Annotated in this window: 18 protein-coding genes; 13 read left to right on the forward strand and 5 right to left on the reverse strand. The window is 71.7% G+C overall.

Going from position 1 to position 17445, the window contains the following annotated elements; translation table 11 throughout:
• Position 1 precedes the first annotated feature (1 nt).
• Together MUY14_RS18380 and MUY14_RS18385 are read right to left on the reverse strand one after the other, a co-directional pair.
• A complete protein-coding gene (locus MUY14_RS18380; RefSeq protein ID WP_247024229.1) occupies positions 2–1687 on the reverse strand; it encodes an SIR2 family protein in 1686 nt (561 codons plus the stop codon).
• Between the two features lie 101 nt (positions 1688–1788).
• Positions 1789–3171: an APC family permease gene (locus MUY14_RS18385; protein ID WP_247024230.1), complete on the reverse strand. Its 1383-nt coding sequence runs from the start codon at positions 3169–3171 to the stop codon at positions 1789–1791.
• Positions 3172–3290: 119 nt separating this feature from the next.
• Here MUY14_RS18385 and MUY14_RS18390 point away from each other — a divergent pair, with 119 nt between their 5' ends.
• Both MUY14_RS18390 and MUY14_RS18395 read left to right on the forward strand, forming a co-directional pair.
• The gene (locus MUY14_RS18390; protein WP_247024231.1) at positions 3291–3893 is read left to right on the forward strand and encodes a TetR/AcrR family transcriptional regulator; all 603 of its coding nucleotides are present in this window, start codon (positions 3291–3293) and stop codon (positions 3891–3893) included.
• Complete coding sequence (locus MUY14_RS18395) at positions 3890–4957, forward strand: P1 family peptidase (protein ID WP_247024232.1); 1068 nt, start codon at positions 3890–3892, stop codon at positions 4955–4957. The genes MUY14_RS18390 and MUY14_RS18395 overlap by 4 nt, the downstream gene beginning before the upstream one ends.
• A gap of 45 nt (positions 4958–5002) precedes the next feature.
• Here the strand turns inward: MUY14_RS18395 and MUY14_RS18400 are convergent, their stop codons facing one another.
• Together MUY14_RS18400 and MUY14_RS18405 are read right to left on the reverse strand one after the other, a co-directional pair.
• Positions 5003–6874: an RICIN domain-containing protein gene (locus tag MUY14_RS18400; protein ID WP_247024233.1), complete on the reverse strand. Its 1872-nt coding sequence runs from the start codon at positions 6872–6874 to the stop codon at positions 5003–5005.
• 117 nt (positions 6875–6991) lie between these two features.
• On the reverse strand, positions 6992–7471 hold the full coding sequence (locus MUY14_RS18405) for a hypothetical protein (protein WP_247024234.1): 480 nt from the start codon (positions 7469–7471) through the stop codon (positions 6992–6994).
• Between the two features lie 216 nt (positions 7472–7687).
• On the opposite strand from MUY14_RS18405, the gene MUY14_RS18410 reads away from it, so the two are divergent.
• From MUY14_RS18410 to MUY14_RS18420, 3 genes are read left to right on the forward strand one after another with little or no spacing between them, the layout of a single operon-like run.
• Positions 7688–7840 (forward strand): CopG family transcriptional regulator, encoded by a 153-nt coding sequence (locus MUY14_RS18410; protein WP_247024235.1) that lies wholly within the window; start codon positions 7688–7690, stop codon positions 7838–7840.
• A 2-nt stretch (positions 7841–7842) separates the two neighbouring features.
• Positions 7843–8187: a glyoxalase/bleomycin resistance/extradiol dioxygenase family protein gene (locus tag MUY14_RS18415; protein WP_247024236.1), complete on the forward strand. Its 345-nt coding sequence runs from the start codon at positions 7843–7845 to the stop codon at positions 8185–8187.
• Between the two features lie 2 nt (positions 8188–8189).
• On the forward strand, positions 8190–9065 hold the full coding sequence (locus tag MUY14_RS18420) for a class I SAM-dependent methyltransferase (protein ID WP_247024237.1): 876 nt from the start codon (positions 8190–8192) through the stop codon (positions 9063–9065).
• On the opposite strand, the gene MUY14_RS18425 is transcribed toward MUY14_RS18420, so the two are convergent.
• Positions 9019–9627 (reverse strand): TetR/AcrR family transcriptional regulator, encoded by a 609-nt coding sequence (locus MUY14_RS18425; RefSeq protein WP_247024238.1) that lies wholly within the window; start codon positions 9625–9627, stop codon positions 9019–9021. The genes MUY14_RS18420 and MUY14_RS18425 overlap by 47 nt on opposite strands.
• Positions 9628–9687: 60 nt before the next feature.
• Here MUY14_RS18425 and MUY14_RS18430 point away from each other — a divergent pair, with 60 nt between their 5' ends.
• The 8 genes from MUY14_RS18430 to MUY14_RS18465 are packed head-to-tail and all read left to right on the forward strand — an operon-like array spanning position 9688 to position 17385.
• A complete protein-coding gene (locus tag MUY14_RS18430) occupies positions 9688–10332 on the forward strand; it encodes a class II aldolase/adducin family protein (protein ID WP_247025166.1) in 645 nt (214 codons plus the stop codon).
• Positions 10329–11261 carry a carbohydrate kinase family protein gene (locus tag MUY14_RS18435; RefSeq protein WP_247024239.1) on the forward strand — a complete coding sequence of 311 codons (933 nt, stop codon included), beginning with the start codon at positions 10329–10331 and terminating at the stop codon, positions 11259–11261. Before MUY14_RS18430 ends, MUY14_RS18435 begins: the two co-directional genes overlap by 4 nt.
• 49 nt (positions 11262–11310) lie before the next feature.
• On the forward strand, positions 11311–12327 hold the full coding sequence (locus tag MUY14_RS18440) for an Lrp/AsnC family transcriptional regulator (protein ID WP_247024240.1): 1017 nt from the start codon (positions 11311–11313) through the stop codon (positions 12325–12327).
• On the forward strand, positions 12324–13211 hold the full coding sequence (locus tag MUY14_RS18445) for a polysaccharide deacetylase (RefSeq protein ID WP_247024241.1): 888 nt from the start codon (positions 12324–12326) through the stop codon (positions 13209–13211). The genes MUY14_RS18440 and MUY14_RS18445 overlap by 4 nt, the downstream gene beginning before the upstream one ends.
• Positions 13208–14491, forward strand: a complete 1284-nt coding sequence (locus tag MUY14_RS18450; RefSeq protein ID WP_247024242.1) for an MFS transporter — start codon at positions 13208–13210, stop codon at positions 14489–14491. Before MUY14_RS18445 ends, MUY14_RS18450 begins: the two co-directional genes overlap by 4 nt.
• Complete coding sequence (locus tag MUY14_RS18455) at positions 14491–15270, forward strand: SDR family NAD(P)-dependent oxidoreductase (RefSeq protein ID WP_247024243.1); 780 nt, start codon at positions 14491–14493, stop codon at positions 15268–15270. The genes MUY14_RS18450 and MUY14_RS18455 overlap by 1 nt, the downstream gene beginning before the upstream one ends.
• Entirely contained in the window at positions 15263–16249 is a 987-nt protein-coding gene (locus MUY14_RS18460) for a ketopantoate reductase family protein (RefSeq protein WP_247024244.1), read from the forward strand. The genes MUY14_RS18455 and MUY14_RS18460 overlap by 8 nt, the downstream gene beginning before the upstream one ends.
• Entirely contained in the window at positions 16246–17385 is a 1140-nt protein-coding gene (locus tag MUY14_RS18465; protein WP_247024245.1) for a M20 family metallopeptidase, read from the forward strand. Before MUY14_RS18460 ends, MUY14_RS18465 begins: the two co-directional genes overlap by 4 nt.
• Positions 17386–17445 lie beyond the last annotated feature (60 nt).

Here is a 17445-nt window from a genome sequence, read left to right on the forward strand (position 1 = left end):
CTCAGTTCGGGTGGATCGCGTACTGCGCGGCCTTGTCCAGGCTGTCGAGCAGCAGGTTCTTGGCCGCCGAATCCAGCTTGCTGATCAAGGACAGATCCTCGTCCGCCACGCGCTCGCCGTTGGTCCTGATCACGAACGTCGAGTTGAGCGTGATGGCACCCACCGTGAGGACGTCGGCCGGGTCCTCCCCGATCATCTGGTCACTCCCGATCCCGGCCAGCAGGATGGGGGTGGCGAAGATCCCCCGCCAGATCTGGGCGATCGGGGTCGGCGTCAGGTTCGTCGCCTGCACGTTGCCGGTGAAGACCGCTTGCGCGGCCGCGAACTCCGTTTCCCGGCTGATCTTCACGTGGTGGCGCAACGACCAATCTTCACGGTGCGCGTACACCGACGTCCCGACGAGGTTGAGGATGTAGCGGTGCCGCTCGTCTTCGAGTTCCCGGCTGCGCAGCCACAGGAACAGGCCGAAGTTCTCGCCCGCGCCACCGCCGAGCGGATGACCGTACTGCCGGGCGAGTTCCCGCAGGACCTGCAGCGGGCCGTCGTCGATTTCCAGCGCCAGGTGCAATCGGGTCGTGAGTTCTTCGGCGGCCTGGCCGGTGGGGATTTCCGCGCCTTTCCCGCAGCCCACGCCCGTGTAGCAGTCGTCCAGCGCCCGCGTGAGCCGCCGGCGGTAGACGAGCGAGGCGTCGCTCTTCACGGTGGGCCGGTACCGCCGCGGTTCCACGACGGCGAGCGCGAGATCCGAGATGACCTGGTTCAGCTGTGAGTAGGACTTCAGGAAGATCGGCCGGAGCCCCAGCTTGTCCTCGAGGTAGCGCGCCGAACTGATGGCGTAGCGAGCGGCCTCGGTCGTGGTGACTCCGTTGACGCCGGGCGGCACCACCAGGGAGAAGCGCGGCGGCCGCGCCTCCGCGGTCGCGTAGAGCGGGCCGATGAGGTTCGGGTCCGACATGCCCAGCCCGATGAAGATCGTGCAGGCACCCTCGAGCGCGTTCGAGATGACGTCCCGCACCTGCGCACCGTGCTTCAGGAATTGGGACTCGGTCAGGACGATCGGCTCCTCCGGATCGCCGTCCTGGCGGACCAGGCCGTGCAGGTGCATCACGCCGATCCGGCCGAGGCGCCGATCCCAGGCCTTCCACGCGGAACTGCCGCCCGGCTTGAGCGAGAACGATTCCACGTCTTCTTCCTCGAAGTACGCCCTCAGCGCCGCTTCGAGGATCTCGTCGAAGTTCGTCGTCAGCAGCCGCGCCCTCTTGCCGGCGTACTTCCGGTTCGCGCAGACCAGCCGGGCGATCGAATCCGCCAGCACTCCCGGCGTGGCGTGCGAGTCGGAATAGAGCGCTCGCCGGATGATCGTGTGGTCCTCGACGTCCTGCCCGCCGTCCTTCAGGATCTGCAGGACGATTTCGGCCTTCCGCATCAAATCGGAATCATCGCGCAGCGCGATCTTCTTCGTGCTCGCGTTCTTGATCTCGTTGGTCATCTTGTCGATGAGGTCCCGCCAGGACGGCAGGCTGGAGTTCATCGACACCCCGGCGCCGACGACGACGGTCAGCGGCTTCTTCCGCGCCCGCACGGTTTCGAACAGTTCGCCGAGGTAGGGCTGCGCGTCGAAGCAGAAGATGTCGCCCCGGTCGAACAGATCGGGGTCGAGCATTCTCGACGGAGAACCTTCGGCCATGCGCAAACCTCGGTGCATCGTATTCGTTTCGTCCGGATATCGCCTCCGCTAGGTCGTGCAACGCACTGGTCCTGTTACAAGGTTCCCGCACGCACGAGTTGTCAACTATTTGTCCGGGAATCGGAAGTGTGTTCAACCGGTTCGGCCAGCTGCCACCCGCCTCGGCGCCGCAGCACCAGGACGTAATACCCCACCGCCAGCAGGACGATCCCCGCCGTCACGATCAGGCTCGGGCGGCCGACCGCCGGGTCCACGACGTTCTGGTACACCACGAACGCCAGCACCGCCAACGCCAGCACCGGGGCCACCGGGAACCACGGCATCCGGTACTGCGCGTGGGCCGTCACCCCGGTGCGGCGGCCGACGATCGCACCCAGGCAAAGGGCCGCGTACACCGCCACGATCGACGTGCTCGTCACCACCAGCAGCAGCTGCGGGTCCACGAAACACAGCGCCGCGGCGACGATCCCGGTGCCGACCGTCGCCACCCACGGGGTGCCGAAGCGGGGGTGGACCGCCGCCAGGGCTCGGTTGACCGCGCCCGGCCAGGCTCGGTCGCGGCCGCTGCTGAAGACCAGGCGGGAGCTGATCAGGACGATCGCCAGGACCGCGTTCATGATCGCCAGCGCCACCGCCAGGCTGAGCACCGTGTCGAGCGTGCTGCCGCCGCGGGCGGTGATGAACGTCGACAGCATGTTCTCCGAGCCGAACAGCGCGCCCAGGTCGGGCGCGCCCAGCAGGACCGCCGTCACCGGGACCAGCTCGGCGACCACCGTGATCGCCAGCGCCAGGAGGATCGCGCGGGCGATGCCGCGAGGGGCGTCCTGGGTCTCCTCGCCGAAGTACACCGCCGAGCCGTAGCCGTTGTAGGCGAACATCGCCACCGACATCGCGATCGCGATGGCGCCGATCGTCGCGGGGCCGCCGCCGGCCGCCACCGGGTGGGCGACCAGGTCGGTGAGCGGGCGGGCCGGGTGGAGCAGCCCGAGCGCGCTGACCACCACCAGCGCCAGGATCTCGATCGCCAGGAAGACGCCCGTCACCCAGGCGTTCAGCTTGATGTCGAACACCCCGACGACGGCGGCCAGCACGCACGTCACCGCCGCGGCCGCCGGGCCGGGCAGGCCCGGGAACAGCACCCCCAGGTACGTCCCGACGCCGAGCGCGATCACCGCGACGATCAGCACCTGCGTGATGATCATCAGCCCCAGCACGGCGAACCCGGGCAGCCGCCCCAGCGTGCGGGCCACGATCGCGTACTCGCCGCCCGCGACCGGGAACGCCGAGGCGAGCTCGGCGTAGACGAAGGCCATGAACACGCCGACCACCGCAGCGGCCGCGAAGCTGAAGAACGCGCCGGTCCCGGCGCCGGCGAGCACCCCCGGCGCGATGATGAACACCGACGACGCGGGGCTGATCGCCGAGAGCGTGATGAGCAGGGTGCCGAGGGTGCGCAGGCCACGGCGCAGGGCGGGGGTGGTCACGAGCGGGCCTCCAGTTCTTTGAAGCTCCTTCGAACAACCAGGTGACCACGCATCAAAGGCGCTCGTGACAGACAAGTCAAGGTCTTGTTTTTTCCGAAGTTCCTTCGAAGAATGGCCCCATGGCACGACCGAGCAGGGCCCCCGAACGGCGGGCCGAGCTGATCGCGGTGGCGCGCCGCGCCGTCGTCGAACGCGGCATCCTCAACCTGCGGTTGCGGGACATCGCCGACGGCGCCGGCCTGTCCTCGGGCTCGGTCCTCTACTACTTCCCCACCCTGACCGACCTCCTGCGCGAGGTGCAGCAGGAAGCCGTCGAGCGCTTCTGCACCCAGCGCGAGGACGCCGCCCGGGGCGGGACACCGCGCGAACGCCTGCTGGCCACGATCCGCAGCGGCCTGCCCACCGGCCCGTCCGACGAACTGTGCGTGCTGCTCTACGAACTCGGCACGATCGCCCGCCGCGACCCCGCCTACGCCGCCCGGCACGTCGCCCTGTTCGAGCGGCAGGTGCGGATCTACACCGGCATCCTCGAAGCCGGGGCGGCGACCGGCGAATTCACCCTGACCGCCGAGCCGGTCGCGATCGCGCGCAACCTCGTCGCGCTCGAGGACGGCTACGGCCTGCACCTCACCCAGGCGGTGCCCACAGTGGACCGGGCCACCGCCGAAGCGATGCTGCTCTCCTTCGCCCGCACCGCCTGCAGCTTGGAGGACCTGTCATGACCCGTGCCCGCGACCTGGGCATCACCTTGCCCGGCCGGCCCGGCACGCACAACGCGCTCACCGACGTCGCCGGCGTCGAAGTCGGCTACACGACGGTGCTCGAAGGCGATTCGGTGCGCACCGGCGTCACCGCGGTCCTCCCCCGCGGCCGGGCGGACTTCGCCGTGCCGTGCGCGGCCGGGACGTTCTCCCTGAACGGCAACGGCGAGATGACCGGCACCGCGTGGCTCGCCGAGACCGGGTCGCTGGCCCTGCCGGTGCTGATCACCAACACCCACGCCGTCGGGCCGTGCCACCGCGGCGTGATCGACTGGGTGGTGCGCGAGCGCCCCGACGTCGCCGCGGAATGGCTGCTGCCGGTGGTCGCCGAGACGTGGGACGGCTACCTCAACGACATCAACGCCCCGACGATCCACAGTGGATACGCGGGCGCGGCCCTCGACGCCGCCCGGGGCGGAGCGCTCGACGAAGGTTCGGTCGGCGGCGGCACCGGGATGACCTGCTACGGCTTCAAGGGCGGCACCGGCACGGCGTCCCGGCTGGTGCCCTACGGTTCCGACGAGTACACCGTGGGCGTGCTGGTGCAGGCGAACTTCGGCAGCCGCCGCGAGCTCACGGTCGCGGGCGACCACGTGGGACCCCGGCTGGCGGCGGACGACCCGATGGCGCACTGGGCACCGGCCCCGCCCGGCGCGGGTTCGGTCATCGTCGTGGTCGGCACGGACGCGCCGTTGCTGCCGGGGCAGTGCACGGCGCTCGCCCGGCGCGTCCCGCTCGGCCTGGCCCGCACCGGCACGACCGGTTCACACTTCTCGGGCGACCTGTTCCTCGCCTTCAGCACGGCGAACCCCGGCGCGCTGACGAGCGCGTTCCCCCGCACCGCGGAAGCCGAGTACGAGCAACTGCGGTTCGTGCCGTGGGGCCGGATCGACCCGTTCTTCGAGGCGGTCGTGCAGGCGGTGGAGGAAGCGGTGCTCAACGCGCTCGTCGCGAACCGCGAGATGACCGGCCACCGCGGGCACCGCGCGCCCGCATTTCCGGCCGATTTTTCCCGGCGGAACTGACCGGACCAGCCCCCGACGGTGCGCCCGGCGGTCCGGCCGCCTGGGTCACCGCCGGGTCCACTGCTGGTTGGCGCCGCCGCCGCAGGCCCACAGGATGATCTTCGTGCCGTTCCCGGTGGCCGCGCCACTGGCGTCCAGGCAGAGCCCGGACACCGCGTTCGTGATGGTCCCGTTCGCGTTCAGGGTCCACTGCTGGTTGCGCCGGCCGTTGCAGTCCCAGCTGACCACCGCGGTTCCGTTGGCGGTGCCGTTGTCGTAGGCGTCCAGGCACTTCGTGCCGTTGACGACGAGCTGGCCGCGGGCCGGCACCCACGTCTGGTTCGGTCCCCCGGCGCAGTCCCACAGCTGCGCCTGGACGCCGTTGGTGATGCTGTTGTCGTCGATGTCGAGGCACCGGCCCGACTGCGTGCCGGCCACCTGGACGCCGTTCGTCCCGGGCAGCGGCAGGACGGCGACGTCGGTGAGCTGCGGTGGCGTGCCCGAGAACGTGAGGTTGTTGGTGCCCTTGCCCAGGGAGACGACGGCGGAGACGGTCCTGGCCGCTCCCCCGGTCGCCGGGAAGGCGACGACGGTCGGCTGCTGGCCGTTCACCGCGAGGGTCGCGGTCCGGGTGGTGGTCGCGTTGTAGGTGAAGGTCGCGACGGCCGATCCCGTCGCGGCCGCGGTGATCGTGGTGCCGTGCGTGGCCGCGGCGTCGGTGCCCTGGACGGTCAGCAGCACGGAGTCGTCGGCCGGGACGCTCACGCTGTATCCGTTGGCGTAACTGCCTTGGTCGGAAGCGCTCCAGAGGTTCCGGACCTTCGCGGTGGCGGCGGTGAGGCCGAGGTCGGCCCACCGCGCGGTCATGGTCGCCGCCGACGACGTCCGGTTGAGCAGCAGCACCGCGCGTTTCCCGGAGCCGGCCAGGACCTTGCCGTACACCTGGAGCCCGGCGGCGTCCTCGGCGACCTTCACGCCCTGCAGGCCGCGCGGATCCTGGTCGACGGCGATGACTTCGCGGTTCTTGAGGACGTTCGCCGTCTCCGTGCTCATCGTCGCGAGGTTGTTGCCCGCGAGCAGCGGCGCCCCGGAGACCGCCCACATCCCGAACTCGGTCCGCCCCTGCGCGGCGGACAGCCCCGGCATCCCGACGGTCAGCATGTCGGGGTCGTTGACGTACCCGGTGTGCTGCGAAACGGGGTGCTGCGCCTGGTCGAAGTTGGTGAGCGCCTGCGGGAGGGTCGCGGTCTGGCCGTAGTAGATGATGTCCGTGCTGGTCCGCCACATCGGGGCGGTGCCGGCGCCCCAGTTCCACGGGTTCTTCTTGCCCCAGTCGCAGATCGAGAGGGTGAGCGTGCGCCCGGTCTGCGCGGTGGCGGCTGTGTTGGCGTCGCTGATCGCCCGGTAGGTGCTCGCCGGGTCGAGGCCTTCGGCGTCGCCGCCGCACCAGTCGACCTTGACGAAGTCGAAGCCCCAGCGCTGGAACTGCAGCATGTCCTGCAGGTAGTGGCCTTCACTGCCGGACCCGGGCGCCGCGGGCCGCCCGGTCGGGTAGTAGTACCCGCAACCGTCCCGCCCGGCGTCGGTGTAGATGCCCGCCTTCAACCCCTTGCCGTGCAGGTAATCCGCGATGGCTTTCATCCCGCCGGGCCATTCGGCGGTGTCGACGGTGATGTTGCCGGAGCCGTCGCGGGTGCCCTGCCACCAGCCTTCGTCGATGTTGACGTAGGTGTAGCCGGCGTCCTTGAGCCCGGTGGAGACGAGCGCGTCGGCCTGCGCTTTGATGGTGGCGTAGTCGATCTTGGCGGCGAAGGTGTTCCAGGAGGCCCAGCCCATCGCCGGAGCGGGCACCGGCGCCTCAGCGGCGGCGGCGACCCCTGCGCCGGGGACGACTCCGGCGAACGCCAGGAGCACGGACAGCAGAACGCGCAGCTTCATCGCATCGCTCCGACCTCGTCGTCAGGAATGTTAGCGTTAACAAACGGTGCTGGTCCAGCATTCTGAACGGCGGGACGATCGCCCGTCAAGCGGCGAACGGCTGACCTTCGGCAGCACCTACTCGCTGAGCCATTCCGCTTCGAGATCCGCGCACTCGACCAAGAGGGTCCCGCCGGTGAACGCGATCTCGTGCGAACAGCCACCGGCGGTCGGAAGTATCTCGTCCAGCTGAAGATCACCGAGACTCGGAGAGGCCGGCCACACGCGCGTGCCCGGGCCCGACCGGTTCGCATCGAGATCGATGTTCGTGACGCCGTCGTAGCGGACCACCAGACCGGAGAAGTGCTTGAACCGGTTCGGCAGGAACGTCAGCTCGGCCGCCAACTTCGCGAACCCCGCCTCGCGAACGGCCAGCTGCCCCACCCGGAGATCCTTGACGCACCTCGAACCGGTGAAGTCGTAGTGATCGGAGTCCGCGGCGAAGGCACGCGCACCGACCGGGAGGGCAAGTCCCGGTAGCTCACGCAGATAGGGCTCCGGATCCAGGAAATTCACGACATCGGCACCCCCGGTCCGAGTCACCCGCACATAGCGCATCAACGACCACCGGTTCCGGTCACGGCAATCCGGTCGAACACGGCCGAACGCCGCCGCGGAGACCGGCCCAGCACCAGGGCGCGATGCACGAGACGCCCGGCGCCGGCACAGGTGAGTGCAGCGGCTTTCTTCATGATCCCCCCTCGGTCAGCAGATTGATCGACCCACAGCCCGCGGGTATTATCTCTAGCTTGCTAGCATGCTAGGATCGACCACGTGGGCGATGACGACGTCAAACAGTTCAACGTGTACCTGCCGATCGGCCTGATCCGGCAGCTCAAGCACCGAGCCGTCGAAACCGAACAATCGCTGTCGGCGCTCGTCGCCGAAGCGCTGCGCGCCTATCTAGGAACCGAAGAGGAGCACTGAACATGACGACCGAGGGCATCGACGCCGTGTACCTGGAGACGCACAACTGGGGCAAGGCCGCCAAGTTCTTCCAAGCACTGGGCTACGAAATCGACTTCGCGACCGACCACAACTCGGGGCTGCTCCGCAACGGCGACGGACCCCATTTGTTCATCGCCGAGGTACCCGGGAGCCAGGAACCGCGGCAGCAGGTCGTCTTCAAGGTCCCGGACGCCGACGCCTTCCGGGCCGACGACATCGTCGAAGTGATCACCCCGTTCGAAGACACCCACTACGGGACCCGCGAGATGACCGTCCGCGATCCGGACGGGCGGACCTGGACGCTCTCCGCGCCGGCGGCGGGCTGACGATGACCGCGCCGGACAGCACCGCGGCGCGGACCGCCTTGTGGCGGGCGCTGCACGTCGCCGTCGATCCGCCGCCGCACGTGTTCGACGACGAACTCGGGCTGCGGCTGGCCGATCCGGGCGAGGGCTGGCGGGACCGGGACGACATGGACCCGGCCACCGCCGGGCGGTACCGGGCCGGGATGGTCGCGCGGGCGCGGTTCGTCGAAGATCTCGTCGTCGACCAGGCGAGCCGCGGGGTCGGGCAGTACGTCCTCCTCGGGGCCGGGCTGGACACCTTCGCCCAGCGCCGCCCGGAAGTCGCGGCGCGGCTGCGCGTGTTCGAGGTCGACCAGCCCGGCCCGCAGGCCTGGAAACGCGCGCGCCTCGACGAACTCGGCCTCGGCGTCCCCGAGTGGCTGCGGCTGGTGCCGGTCGACTTCGAGACCACGTCGTGGTGGGACCGGCTCACGGACGCGGGTTTCGCGGCGGACGAACCCGCGGTCGTCGCGTCCACCGGCGTCAGCATGTACCTGACCAAGGCGGCGAACGCGGCCACGCTGCGCCGGATCGCCGGGTTCGCCCCGGGTTCCACGCTGGCCATGACGTTCATGCTGCCGCCCGAGCTCCTCGACGACGGCGAGCGCGCCCGGCACCGCGCCACCGCGGGCAAGGCGGAAGCGGCCGGGACGCCGTTCGTCAGCTCCTTCTCCCCCGCCGAAATCCTGGCGCTCGCCAGGGAAGCCGGGTTCGGCGAGGCGGTGCACGTCTCGGGCGACGAGCTGGACGAGCGCTACTTCGCCGGGCGCGCCGACGGGCTGCGGCTCGCCCGTGGCGAGGAGTTCCTCGTCGCTACGGCCGGGGCAGCTGACCGAGGTAGGCCCGCAGCATCGTCTTGACCGGGTCCAGCAGTTCGGGCGCGCCGTCGCCGCGGAACGCCTCCTGGAGCACGGCGTCCGCGGCGAGGAACGCCGTGCGGCACGCCACCGCGGCCGCGTAGTCGTCACGCAGCAGGCGCTGGGCGACCAGGATGCGGTGCACGCCGGTGGCCATCACGCGCTTGTGCGCGCGGTCGGCTTCCCGGGCTCCGTCGGTGAGGCCGCGCCCGAACCACAGGGCGCGGAACCCGGGCTCGGCGCGGTAGAGCCCGGCGAACGCGTCGACGAGGAGGCCGACCGGGTCGTCCCACGCCTCCGCCGCCGCTCGCTCGGCGACGGCGTCCATGAGGTCTTCCAGCCGGGCGAGGTAGCCCACGGCCAGCGCCTCGGTGATCGCCTCTCGATCCGGCAGGTACTGGTAGAGCGCCCCGACCGAGACGCCGGCCTCGGCGGCGACGCGGGTCGTCGTCAGCGCTTCGACGCCTTCGCGGGCGAGCAGGCGGTCCGCGGCCGCCAGCACCCTGGCCAGCTTTTCCCGCGAGCGCGCCTGGCGCGGCACCCGGCGCGGCCGGCCTTCGCTCATCCGCTCCCCAAACCTGAACGTGACTTTGTTTCGTATTTATCCTAGCCTCGGCGCATGGCAATGGCGAGTTCGATGCTCGACGAAGCACGGCGGTCGGTGGCGAGGGCCTGTCACGGGCTCGCGGGCGAAGGCCTGCTCATCGGCAGCGCGGGCAACGTGAGCGTCCGGGTGGGCGAGCACGTGGCGGTGACCGCGACCGGCGTCGTGCTGGGCCGGGCCACGGCCTACGACGTCACCGTCGTCGACCTCGACGGCGAGGTGGTCGCCGGCGAGCGGACCCCGACCTCGGAACTGGAGCTGCACCTGGGGATCTACCGGCGCTACGGCGCGGGCGCGGTGGTGCACACCCACTCCCCGCAGGCCACCGCGGTGTCCCTGGTGCTCGACGAGCTGCCGTGCGTCCACTACCAGCAGCTGGCCCTCGGCGGCGCGATCCGGGTCGCCCCGTTCGCCGTCTTCGGGTCGGCGGAGCTGGCCGCGGAAACCCTCACCGCGCTCGACGGCAAGTCCGCGGCGCTGCTGGCCAACCACGGCGCGGTCGCCCACGGTCCCTCCCTCGAAGCCGCGGTCGACAACGCGCTGCTGCTCGAGTGGGCGTGCGGCCTGTACGTGCGGGCCGCGACGCTCGGCGCCCCGCGGGTCCTCGATCCCGCGCAGCAGGAAGCCGTCGTGGCCGCGGCCGTGCGCCGGGGGTACGGGCAGTGACGCAGACGGTCGTGACGCTCGGGGCGCACGTATTCGACGTGCAGGTCCGCCCGGTCGAAGCCATCCCCGACGGGCAGGGCGCGACCCTGGTGGAGCAGATCCGGTTCGGCCCGGCGGGCACGGCCGCGGGCACCGCGGTCACGCTGGCCAAGCTGGGCGCGACGGTCCGCACGGCGGGCGCGATCGGCACCGACCCGGTCGGTGACCTGCTGCTGGCGATGCTCACGCGCCACGGCGTCGACACGTCCCTGGTGCTGCGCCGCGAGAGCGTGCAGACGTCGGCGTCGGTGCTGCCCATCCGCGCCGACGGCAGCCGCCCCGCCTTCCACGTCCCCGGCGCGAACCTGACCTACGAGCCCTCGGACGCCCCGGCGTCGGAGATCGCCCGCGCGACGCACCTGCACCTGGGCGGCCCGGAGCTGATGGGCGGCGAAAAAGCGGCACAGATCCTCGGCCCGGCCCGCGCGGCCGGCGTGGTGACCTCGGCCGACCTGCTCGCTCCCGGCGACCCCGGCGTGCTGGCCTGGCTCGCGCCCGCGTTGTCCGCTTTGGACTACCTGCTGCCGAACGAGGAGCAGCTACTGGGCTTGACGAACGCGGCCACCCCCGAAGGCGGCGCCCACGCGCTGCTCGACGCCGGCGTCGGCTGCGTCGCGGTGACGCGGGGCGCGCTCGGCGCCCTGGTGGTGACGGCGCGGGAGACGCTCGAAGTGCCGGCGTTCGCGGTCCCGGTGGTGGACACGACCGGCTGCGGCGACGCCTTCTCGGCGGGCTTCCTCCGCGGCCTGGGCCTCGGCCGCTCGCTGCGGGACGCGGCCGTGCTGGGCAGCGCGGCCGCCGCGCTGGTGGCCCAGGGCCTCGGCAGCGACCACGGCGACTTCGACCTCGCGGCGGCGGACGCTCTCGCCGCGGTCACGCCCACTCTCTGACGCATTCTTGCATCGCCACCCCTTGACTTGACGTTTTCCTGCATTCACGATGCCTCTCGTGCAGAACGAAGGCAAGGCACCTGAACTGGACCGCCGGATCGTCGCGGCCCTGCAGCTCAACGGCCGGGCGTCCTGGGGCGCCGTCGCCCGGCACGTCGGGGCCAGCGAGTCCACCGTCCTCCGCCGGGCCGCGCAGCTCACCGACAGCGGCCGCCTCCGGGTGATCGGGGTCGTGGACGTGCTGCGATGCGGTCTCGGCGTGCCCGTGATCGCGCGGCTGCGGTGCCGGCCGGGTACGGCCGCCGGCGTGGCCGAGGCGCTCGCCGCGCGGCCCGAGGTGCGGTACGCGACCGTGCTCGCCGGCAGTGCCGACTGCTCCGCCGAGTTCGTCCTGCCCTCCTACCGCGAGATCGCGCGGCTGCAGGAGAACGGCTTCCCCGGCGACGGGGACGTCCGCGACGCCGAGACCTTCGCCGTCATGCGGACGTTCACCTCCAACCACGACTGGGACTCCGGCGAGCTGAGCCGCGAGGCCGTCGCCGACCTGCGCGGCGGCGAGGTCCGGCCGTTCGAAGAGCAGCACTGGGAGCGCCCGCCCGAGCAGCTCGACGAGCTGGACCTCGCGATCTGCGCGGCGCTCGGCGAAGACGCGCGGGTGCCGTTCAAGGAGGTGTCCAGGCACGTCGGGACCAGCGAGTCCACTGTGGCCAGACGCGTCGACTCGCTGGTGCGGCGCGGGTGCCTGCGGTTCCGGACGCTCGCCGAGCCGTCGATGTTCGGCTACGCCCTCGAATTCATGCTCTGGCTTTCGGTGGTCCCCGGCGAGCTCGACCGCGCCGGCCAGCAGCTCGCCGCCCACCCCGGCACGAAGTACCTCTCCGCCACCACCGGCCGGTTCAACCTCGTCGGCCAGATCGTGCTGCGGCACTACGGCGAGCTGTACCGGCACACCACCGACGTCGTCGGCGCGCTGCCCGGGCTCCGGGAAGCCGACGTGACCCTGCAGGTTTCGACGCTCAAGCGCGCGTGGGCCCCGACGCCCGCCGCCAAGCTGGAGGACGCATGACCGAACAACCGTGGCAGTGGGACGAAGCGACCTGGCGCGGCCACGTCGAGCACGTCCGCGCGGGGCGCCCGCTGCGCCCGGCGGCGTGGCCCGGCGGCGCGAAGGTGGCCGTGGCGCTGTCCTTCGACTCCGACCACGAGACGCCCTCGCTGCGGGACGGCGACGTCCTGCCCGGCAAGCTGGCGCAAGGCGAGTACGGCGCCCGCGTCGGCGTCCCCCGCATCCTGAAGCTCCTGCAGCGGCACGACGCACCCGCGTCCTTCTTCGTGCCCGCCGTGTCCGCGCTGCTCCACGACGGCGAAGTGAAGTCCTATGTGGACGCCGGGCACGAAGTGGCGCTGCACGGCTGGATCCACGAACGCAACACCGCCCTCACCGAAACCGAGGAGCGCGACCTCGCCTTCCGCGCCGCCGACGTGCTCGAGCGCCTCGCCGGCACCCGGCCGGTGGGCATCCGGACGCCGTCGTGGGACTTCTCCGCGCACACCCTCGCCATCACCCGCGAGCTGGGCCTGGCCTACGACTCGTCGCTGATGGCCGACGACGACTGCTACGAGCTCCTCGAACACGGCGAGCCCACCGGGATCGTCGAGCTGCCGGTCGAGTGGATCCGCGACGACGCGCCGTACTTCATGATGGACCGGTTCGCCTCGCTGCGGCCCTACACCCCGCCCCGCGGCGTGCTTTCGATCTGGCGTGACGAGTTCGACGCCGCGTACGCCGAGGGCGGGATCTTCCAGCTCACCATGCACCCGCACATCATCGGGCACCGATCCCGGATCGCCGTCCTCGCCGAACTGCTCGACCACATCGGCGGCCACGACGGGGTCTGGTACGCCACGCACGCCCAGATCGCCGACCACGTCCTCCGGGAGCAGGCATGACCACTGTGGACACCGTCGTCAGCCACCGCTTGACGGCCCAGCAGCGCAAGGCGATCGTCGCCGGCGCCGTCGGCAACACCGTCGAGTGGGTCGACTGGGCCGTCTACGCGACCTTCGCGCCGGTCTTCGCCGGCCAGTTCTTCGCCGGCGGCAACGAAACCACGGCCCTGCTGTCCACGTTGGCCGTGTTCGCCGTCGGCTTCGTCATGCGGCCGATCGGCGGCGCGGTGCTCGGCGCGTACGCCGACCGGAAGGGCCGCAAGAAGGGCTTGACGCTCACCATCTCGCTGATGGCCGCGGCGTCGATCGTCATCGCGTTGTGCCCGACGTACGCGCAGATCGGCGTGCTGGCCCCGATCGTGCTGCTGCTCGCCCGGCTCGTGCAGGGCTTCTCGGCGGGCGGCGAATTCGGGTCGTCGTCGGCGTTCCTCATCGAGTCCGCCGCACCCGGCCGCCGTGCGTTCGCCGGTTCGTGGCAGCAGGTTTCGGTCGGCCTCGGCTCGCTGATCGCCGCGCTGATGGGCACGATCCTCAACGCGACGCTGTCCGACGGCGACCTGCACGGCTGGGGCTGGCGGCTGGCGTTCGGCATCGCCGGCCTGCTCGGCCTCGTCGGCCTGTGGCTGCGCGTGTCGGTGCACGAAACCGAGGCGTTCACCAAGATCTCCGCCCAGCCGCGGCGGAACCCGGTCGTCGCGATGCTGCGCGACCACCCGGGCGCGGCGCTGCGCGTGGCCGGGGTGACCATCGCCGGGACGCTGATCTACTACGTGTGGGTCTCCTACATGCCGGCCTACGCCCACCTGAGCACCGGCATCCCGCTCAAGACCGCGCTGCTCGCCAACACCCTCGCGATGGTCGTCTTCATCGCGCTGCTGCCGTTCGGCGGCCTGCTGTCCGACCGGATCGGGCGCAAGACGACGATGACCGCGTTCGCCGCCGGGTTCGTGGTGTTCGCCTGGCCCGCGTTCCACTTCCTGGGCAACAGCTTCTGGAGCGTCTTCGTCATCGAGCTGATCGGGCTGGTGCTGATCGTCGGCTACTCGGCGAACTGCGCGGTGATCATGGCCGAGCAGTTCCCGGCCGAGGTGCGCACCACCGGCATCGGCCTGCCGTACGCGCTCGCCGTGGCGATCTTCGGCGGGACCGCGCCGTACGTGACGACGTGGCTGAACGCGAACCACCTCGGCCACCTGGTGTGGGTCTACGTCGCCGCGGCCGCGCTCATCGGCGTCGCGGTCTACCTGACCATGCCCGAGACCAAGGGAAAGGAGCTGTAGTGCGGACCGTGCTCGTCACCGGCGCCGGCGGCGGGATCGGCGCGGCCATCGCCGCCCGGTTCGCCGCCGCGGGCGACCGCCTCGTCCTGGCCGACCTGCGCCCGGCCGAACTGTCCGCGGTGGCGGCCCGGCTGGGCACCGACGTCGTCGAGCTGCCCGGCGACCTCGCGGACGCCGGATTCGCCGGGGGACTCGCCGGGCAGGCCGGACCGGTCGACGTCCTCGTCAACGCGGCGGGGATCTACCCGGCCACTCCCCTGCTGGAGATGACCGCGGCGACCTGGGACCGCGTGCAGGACGTCAACGTCCGGGCCGCTTTGCTCACCACCGTCGCGTTCGGACGGTCCCACGTGGCCGCCGGGACCACCGGCGCGGTCGTCAACATCTCTTCCGGCGCGGCGATCCGGGCGCGGCCCGGCGCCGCCCACTACGCGACGTCGAAGGCCGCGCTGGAGATGCTCACCAAGGCGTGCGCGGTGGAACTCGGCCCGCACGGCATCCGCGTGAACGCCGTCAGCCCCGGCTTCGTCACCGTGGACAGCTCCGCCAACCCCGTCACCGAGGCGTACGCGGAAGCGGTGTCGGTCAACCCGCTCGGCCGTCGCGGCGAACCGCGGGAGGTCGCCGACGCGGTGTTCTGGCTCGCTGGCCCGGAAGCGGCCTGGATCACCGGCGCGGTCCTGCGCGTCGACGGCGGGTCCACCGCGGGCGCGGCCGGCCTGCCGCTGCACTGGACCGGGGAAACCCCCGTGCAACGAGGAAAGGAAGCGCATGTCTGACCGGCGCTCGTACACGGTGGTCGGTGGCGGCGCGATCGGGGGGACGCTCGCGTTCCACCTCGCGCGCGCCGGCCACCCGGTGTCCATCGTGGACGCCGACGCGGCGCACGTGGCCGCGATCGAAGCCCGCGGCCTCACCTTGCGCCGCCCGGAGGGCGGCGAAACCGTCGAACTGCCCGCGTTCACACCCGCGGACGCCCCGCCGGTCCTCGGCCGTGTCCTGCTGGCCGTCAAGGCCCAGGCCACCGAAACGGTCCTGGAGTGGCTGACGCCGAGGCTGGCGGACGACGGCTTCGTCGTGTCCCTGCAGAACGGGCTCAACGAGCGGCTGATCGCGTCCCGCGTCGGTCCGGAACGGACGGTCGGCGCGTTCGTGAACCTGTTCGCCGACGTCGTCGAACCCGGTGTCGTGCGGGACGGCGGCCTCGGCGCCCTGGTCGTCGGCGAACCCGACGGCCGGATCACGCCGCGGGTCGAGGAGGTCGTCGCGGACCTGCAGGTGTGGGGTCCGGCGAAGGCGACCGCGAACGTCGAGGGCTACCTGTGGGCGAAGCTGGGGTTCGGCGCGATGCTCACCACGACCGCGCTCGCCGACGCGCCGATGGCCGACCTGATCGACCGGCACCGGCCGCTCATGCACGCGCTGACCGCGGAGGTCTTCGCCGCCGCGGGCGAGCGCACCCTGGAGGCGTTCGACCAGTTCGACCCGGCCGCCTACCTCCCGGGCGCGACCGGCCGCGAGGAGGCGACCGACCGCCTGGTCGCGTGGCTGCGGAGCCAGCCGAAGGACCGCAGCGGCATCTGGCGCGACATCGCCGTGCGGCACCGGCCGGTCGAGGTCCACCACCACTACGCGCCGGTGCTCGCGGCGGCTCCCGTGCCGCTGCTGCGCGCGGTGCTGGCCCGGCTGCGCGAAGTCGAGAGCGGCGCCGTCGCGATGTCCGAAGACCACCTGACCGAACTGGAGCGAGTTCTGTGATCCGGGACCTGCACGAGTGGCTGCGCGCACACCGCGGCGACCTCCTCGCCGACCTCGCCGCGTACGTCGGCATCGAGACGCCGAGTGACGACAAGCCCGCTTTGGACCGCGGACTGTCCTGGGTGGACGGCCGGCTGCGCGAGCGGCTGGGCACCCCGGAGAACGTCCGGGACGTCGACGGCGGGCGCTACGGCGACGTCAAGGTCTACGACTTCGCCGGCAGCGGAGAACCGGTGCTGCTGCTCTGCCACTACGACACGGTGTGGCCGCTGGGCACCCTGGCGGAGTGGCCGTTCACCGTGGACGGCGACCGCGCGACCGGGCCGGGGATCTTCGACATGAAGTCGGGCCTGGTGCACGCGGTGTGGGCGCTGCGCGCGCTCGACGCCGCCGGGCTGCCGCGCCCGGCCGTCCGCCTGGTCCTCAACGGCGACGAGGAGATCGGCAGCCCGGCGTCGCGGCCGGTGATCGAGGAAGCCGCCGCGGGCACCCGCGCCACGCTGGTGTTCGAGGCGAGCGCCGGCGGCGCGGTGAAGACCGCGCGCAAGGGCGTCGGCCTGTTCCGGGTGCGCACGACGGGCGTCGAGGCCCACGCGGGCCTGGACCCGGCGAAGGGCGCGAGCGCGATCGACGAACTGGCGCGCGCGATCCTGGCCCTGCACGGACTGTCCGATCCGGACGCCGGCACGACGGTCAACGTCGGCGTGATCGACGGCGGCACGCGCTCCAACGTGATCGCGGGCGCGGCTTCGGGGCAGATCGACGTCCGCGTGTCGAGCGCGTCGGAGGCGGCCCGCATCGACGCGGGCCTGGCCGCGCTCAAGCCCCACGACCCCCGAGCGACCCTCACCATCGAGGGCGGCTGGAACCGCCCGGTGATGGAACGCTCCGCCGCTATCGCGAAGGTGTACGAACTGGCGCGCGAGGAAGCGGCGGAGCTGGGCGTGACGCTGCGGGAGTGTTCGGTGGGCGGCGCGAGCGACGGCAACTTCGTGGCGGCACTGGGCCACCCGGTCCTGGACGGCTTCGGCGCGGTCGGCGACGGCGCCCACGCGCGGCACGAGCACATCAGCGTCGAGGGAATGCTGGAGCGCACGGCGCTGGCCGCCGCCGTCCTGCACCGCCTCGCGGGTTGACCACCGGCCGCGTGCCGCGCATACTGCTCTCGTAATGCAACCAGTTTCGAGGTGAGAGCG

It is taken from the genome of Amycolatopsis sp. FBCC-B4732 (genome assembly GCF_023008405.1).
In the GTDB taxonomy this organism is placed as follows: Bacteria; Actinomycetota; Actinomycetes; order Mycobacteriales; family Pseudonocardiaceae; genus Amycolatopsis; species Amycolatopsis pretoriensis_A.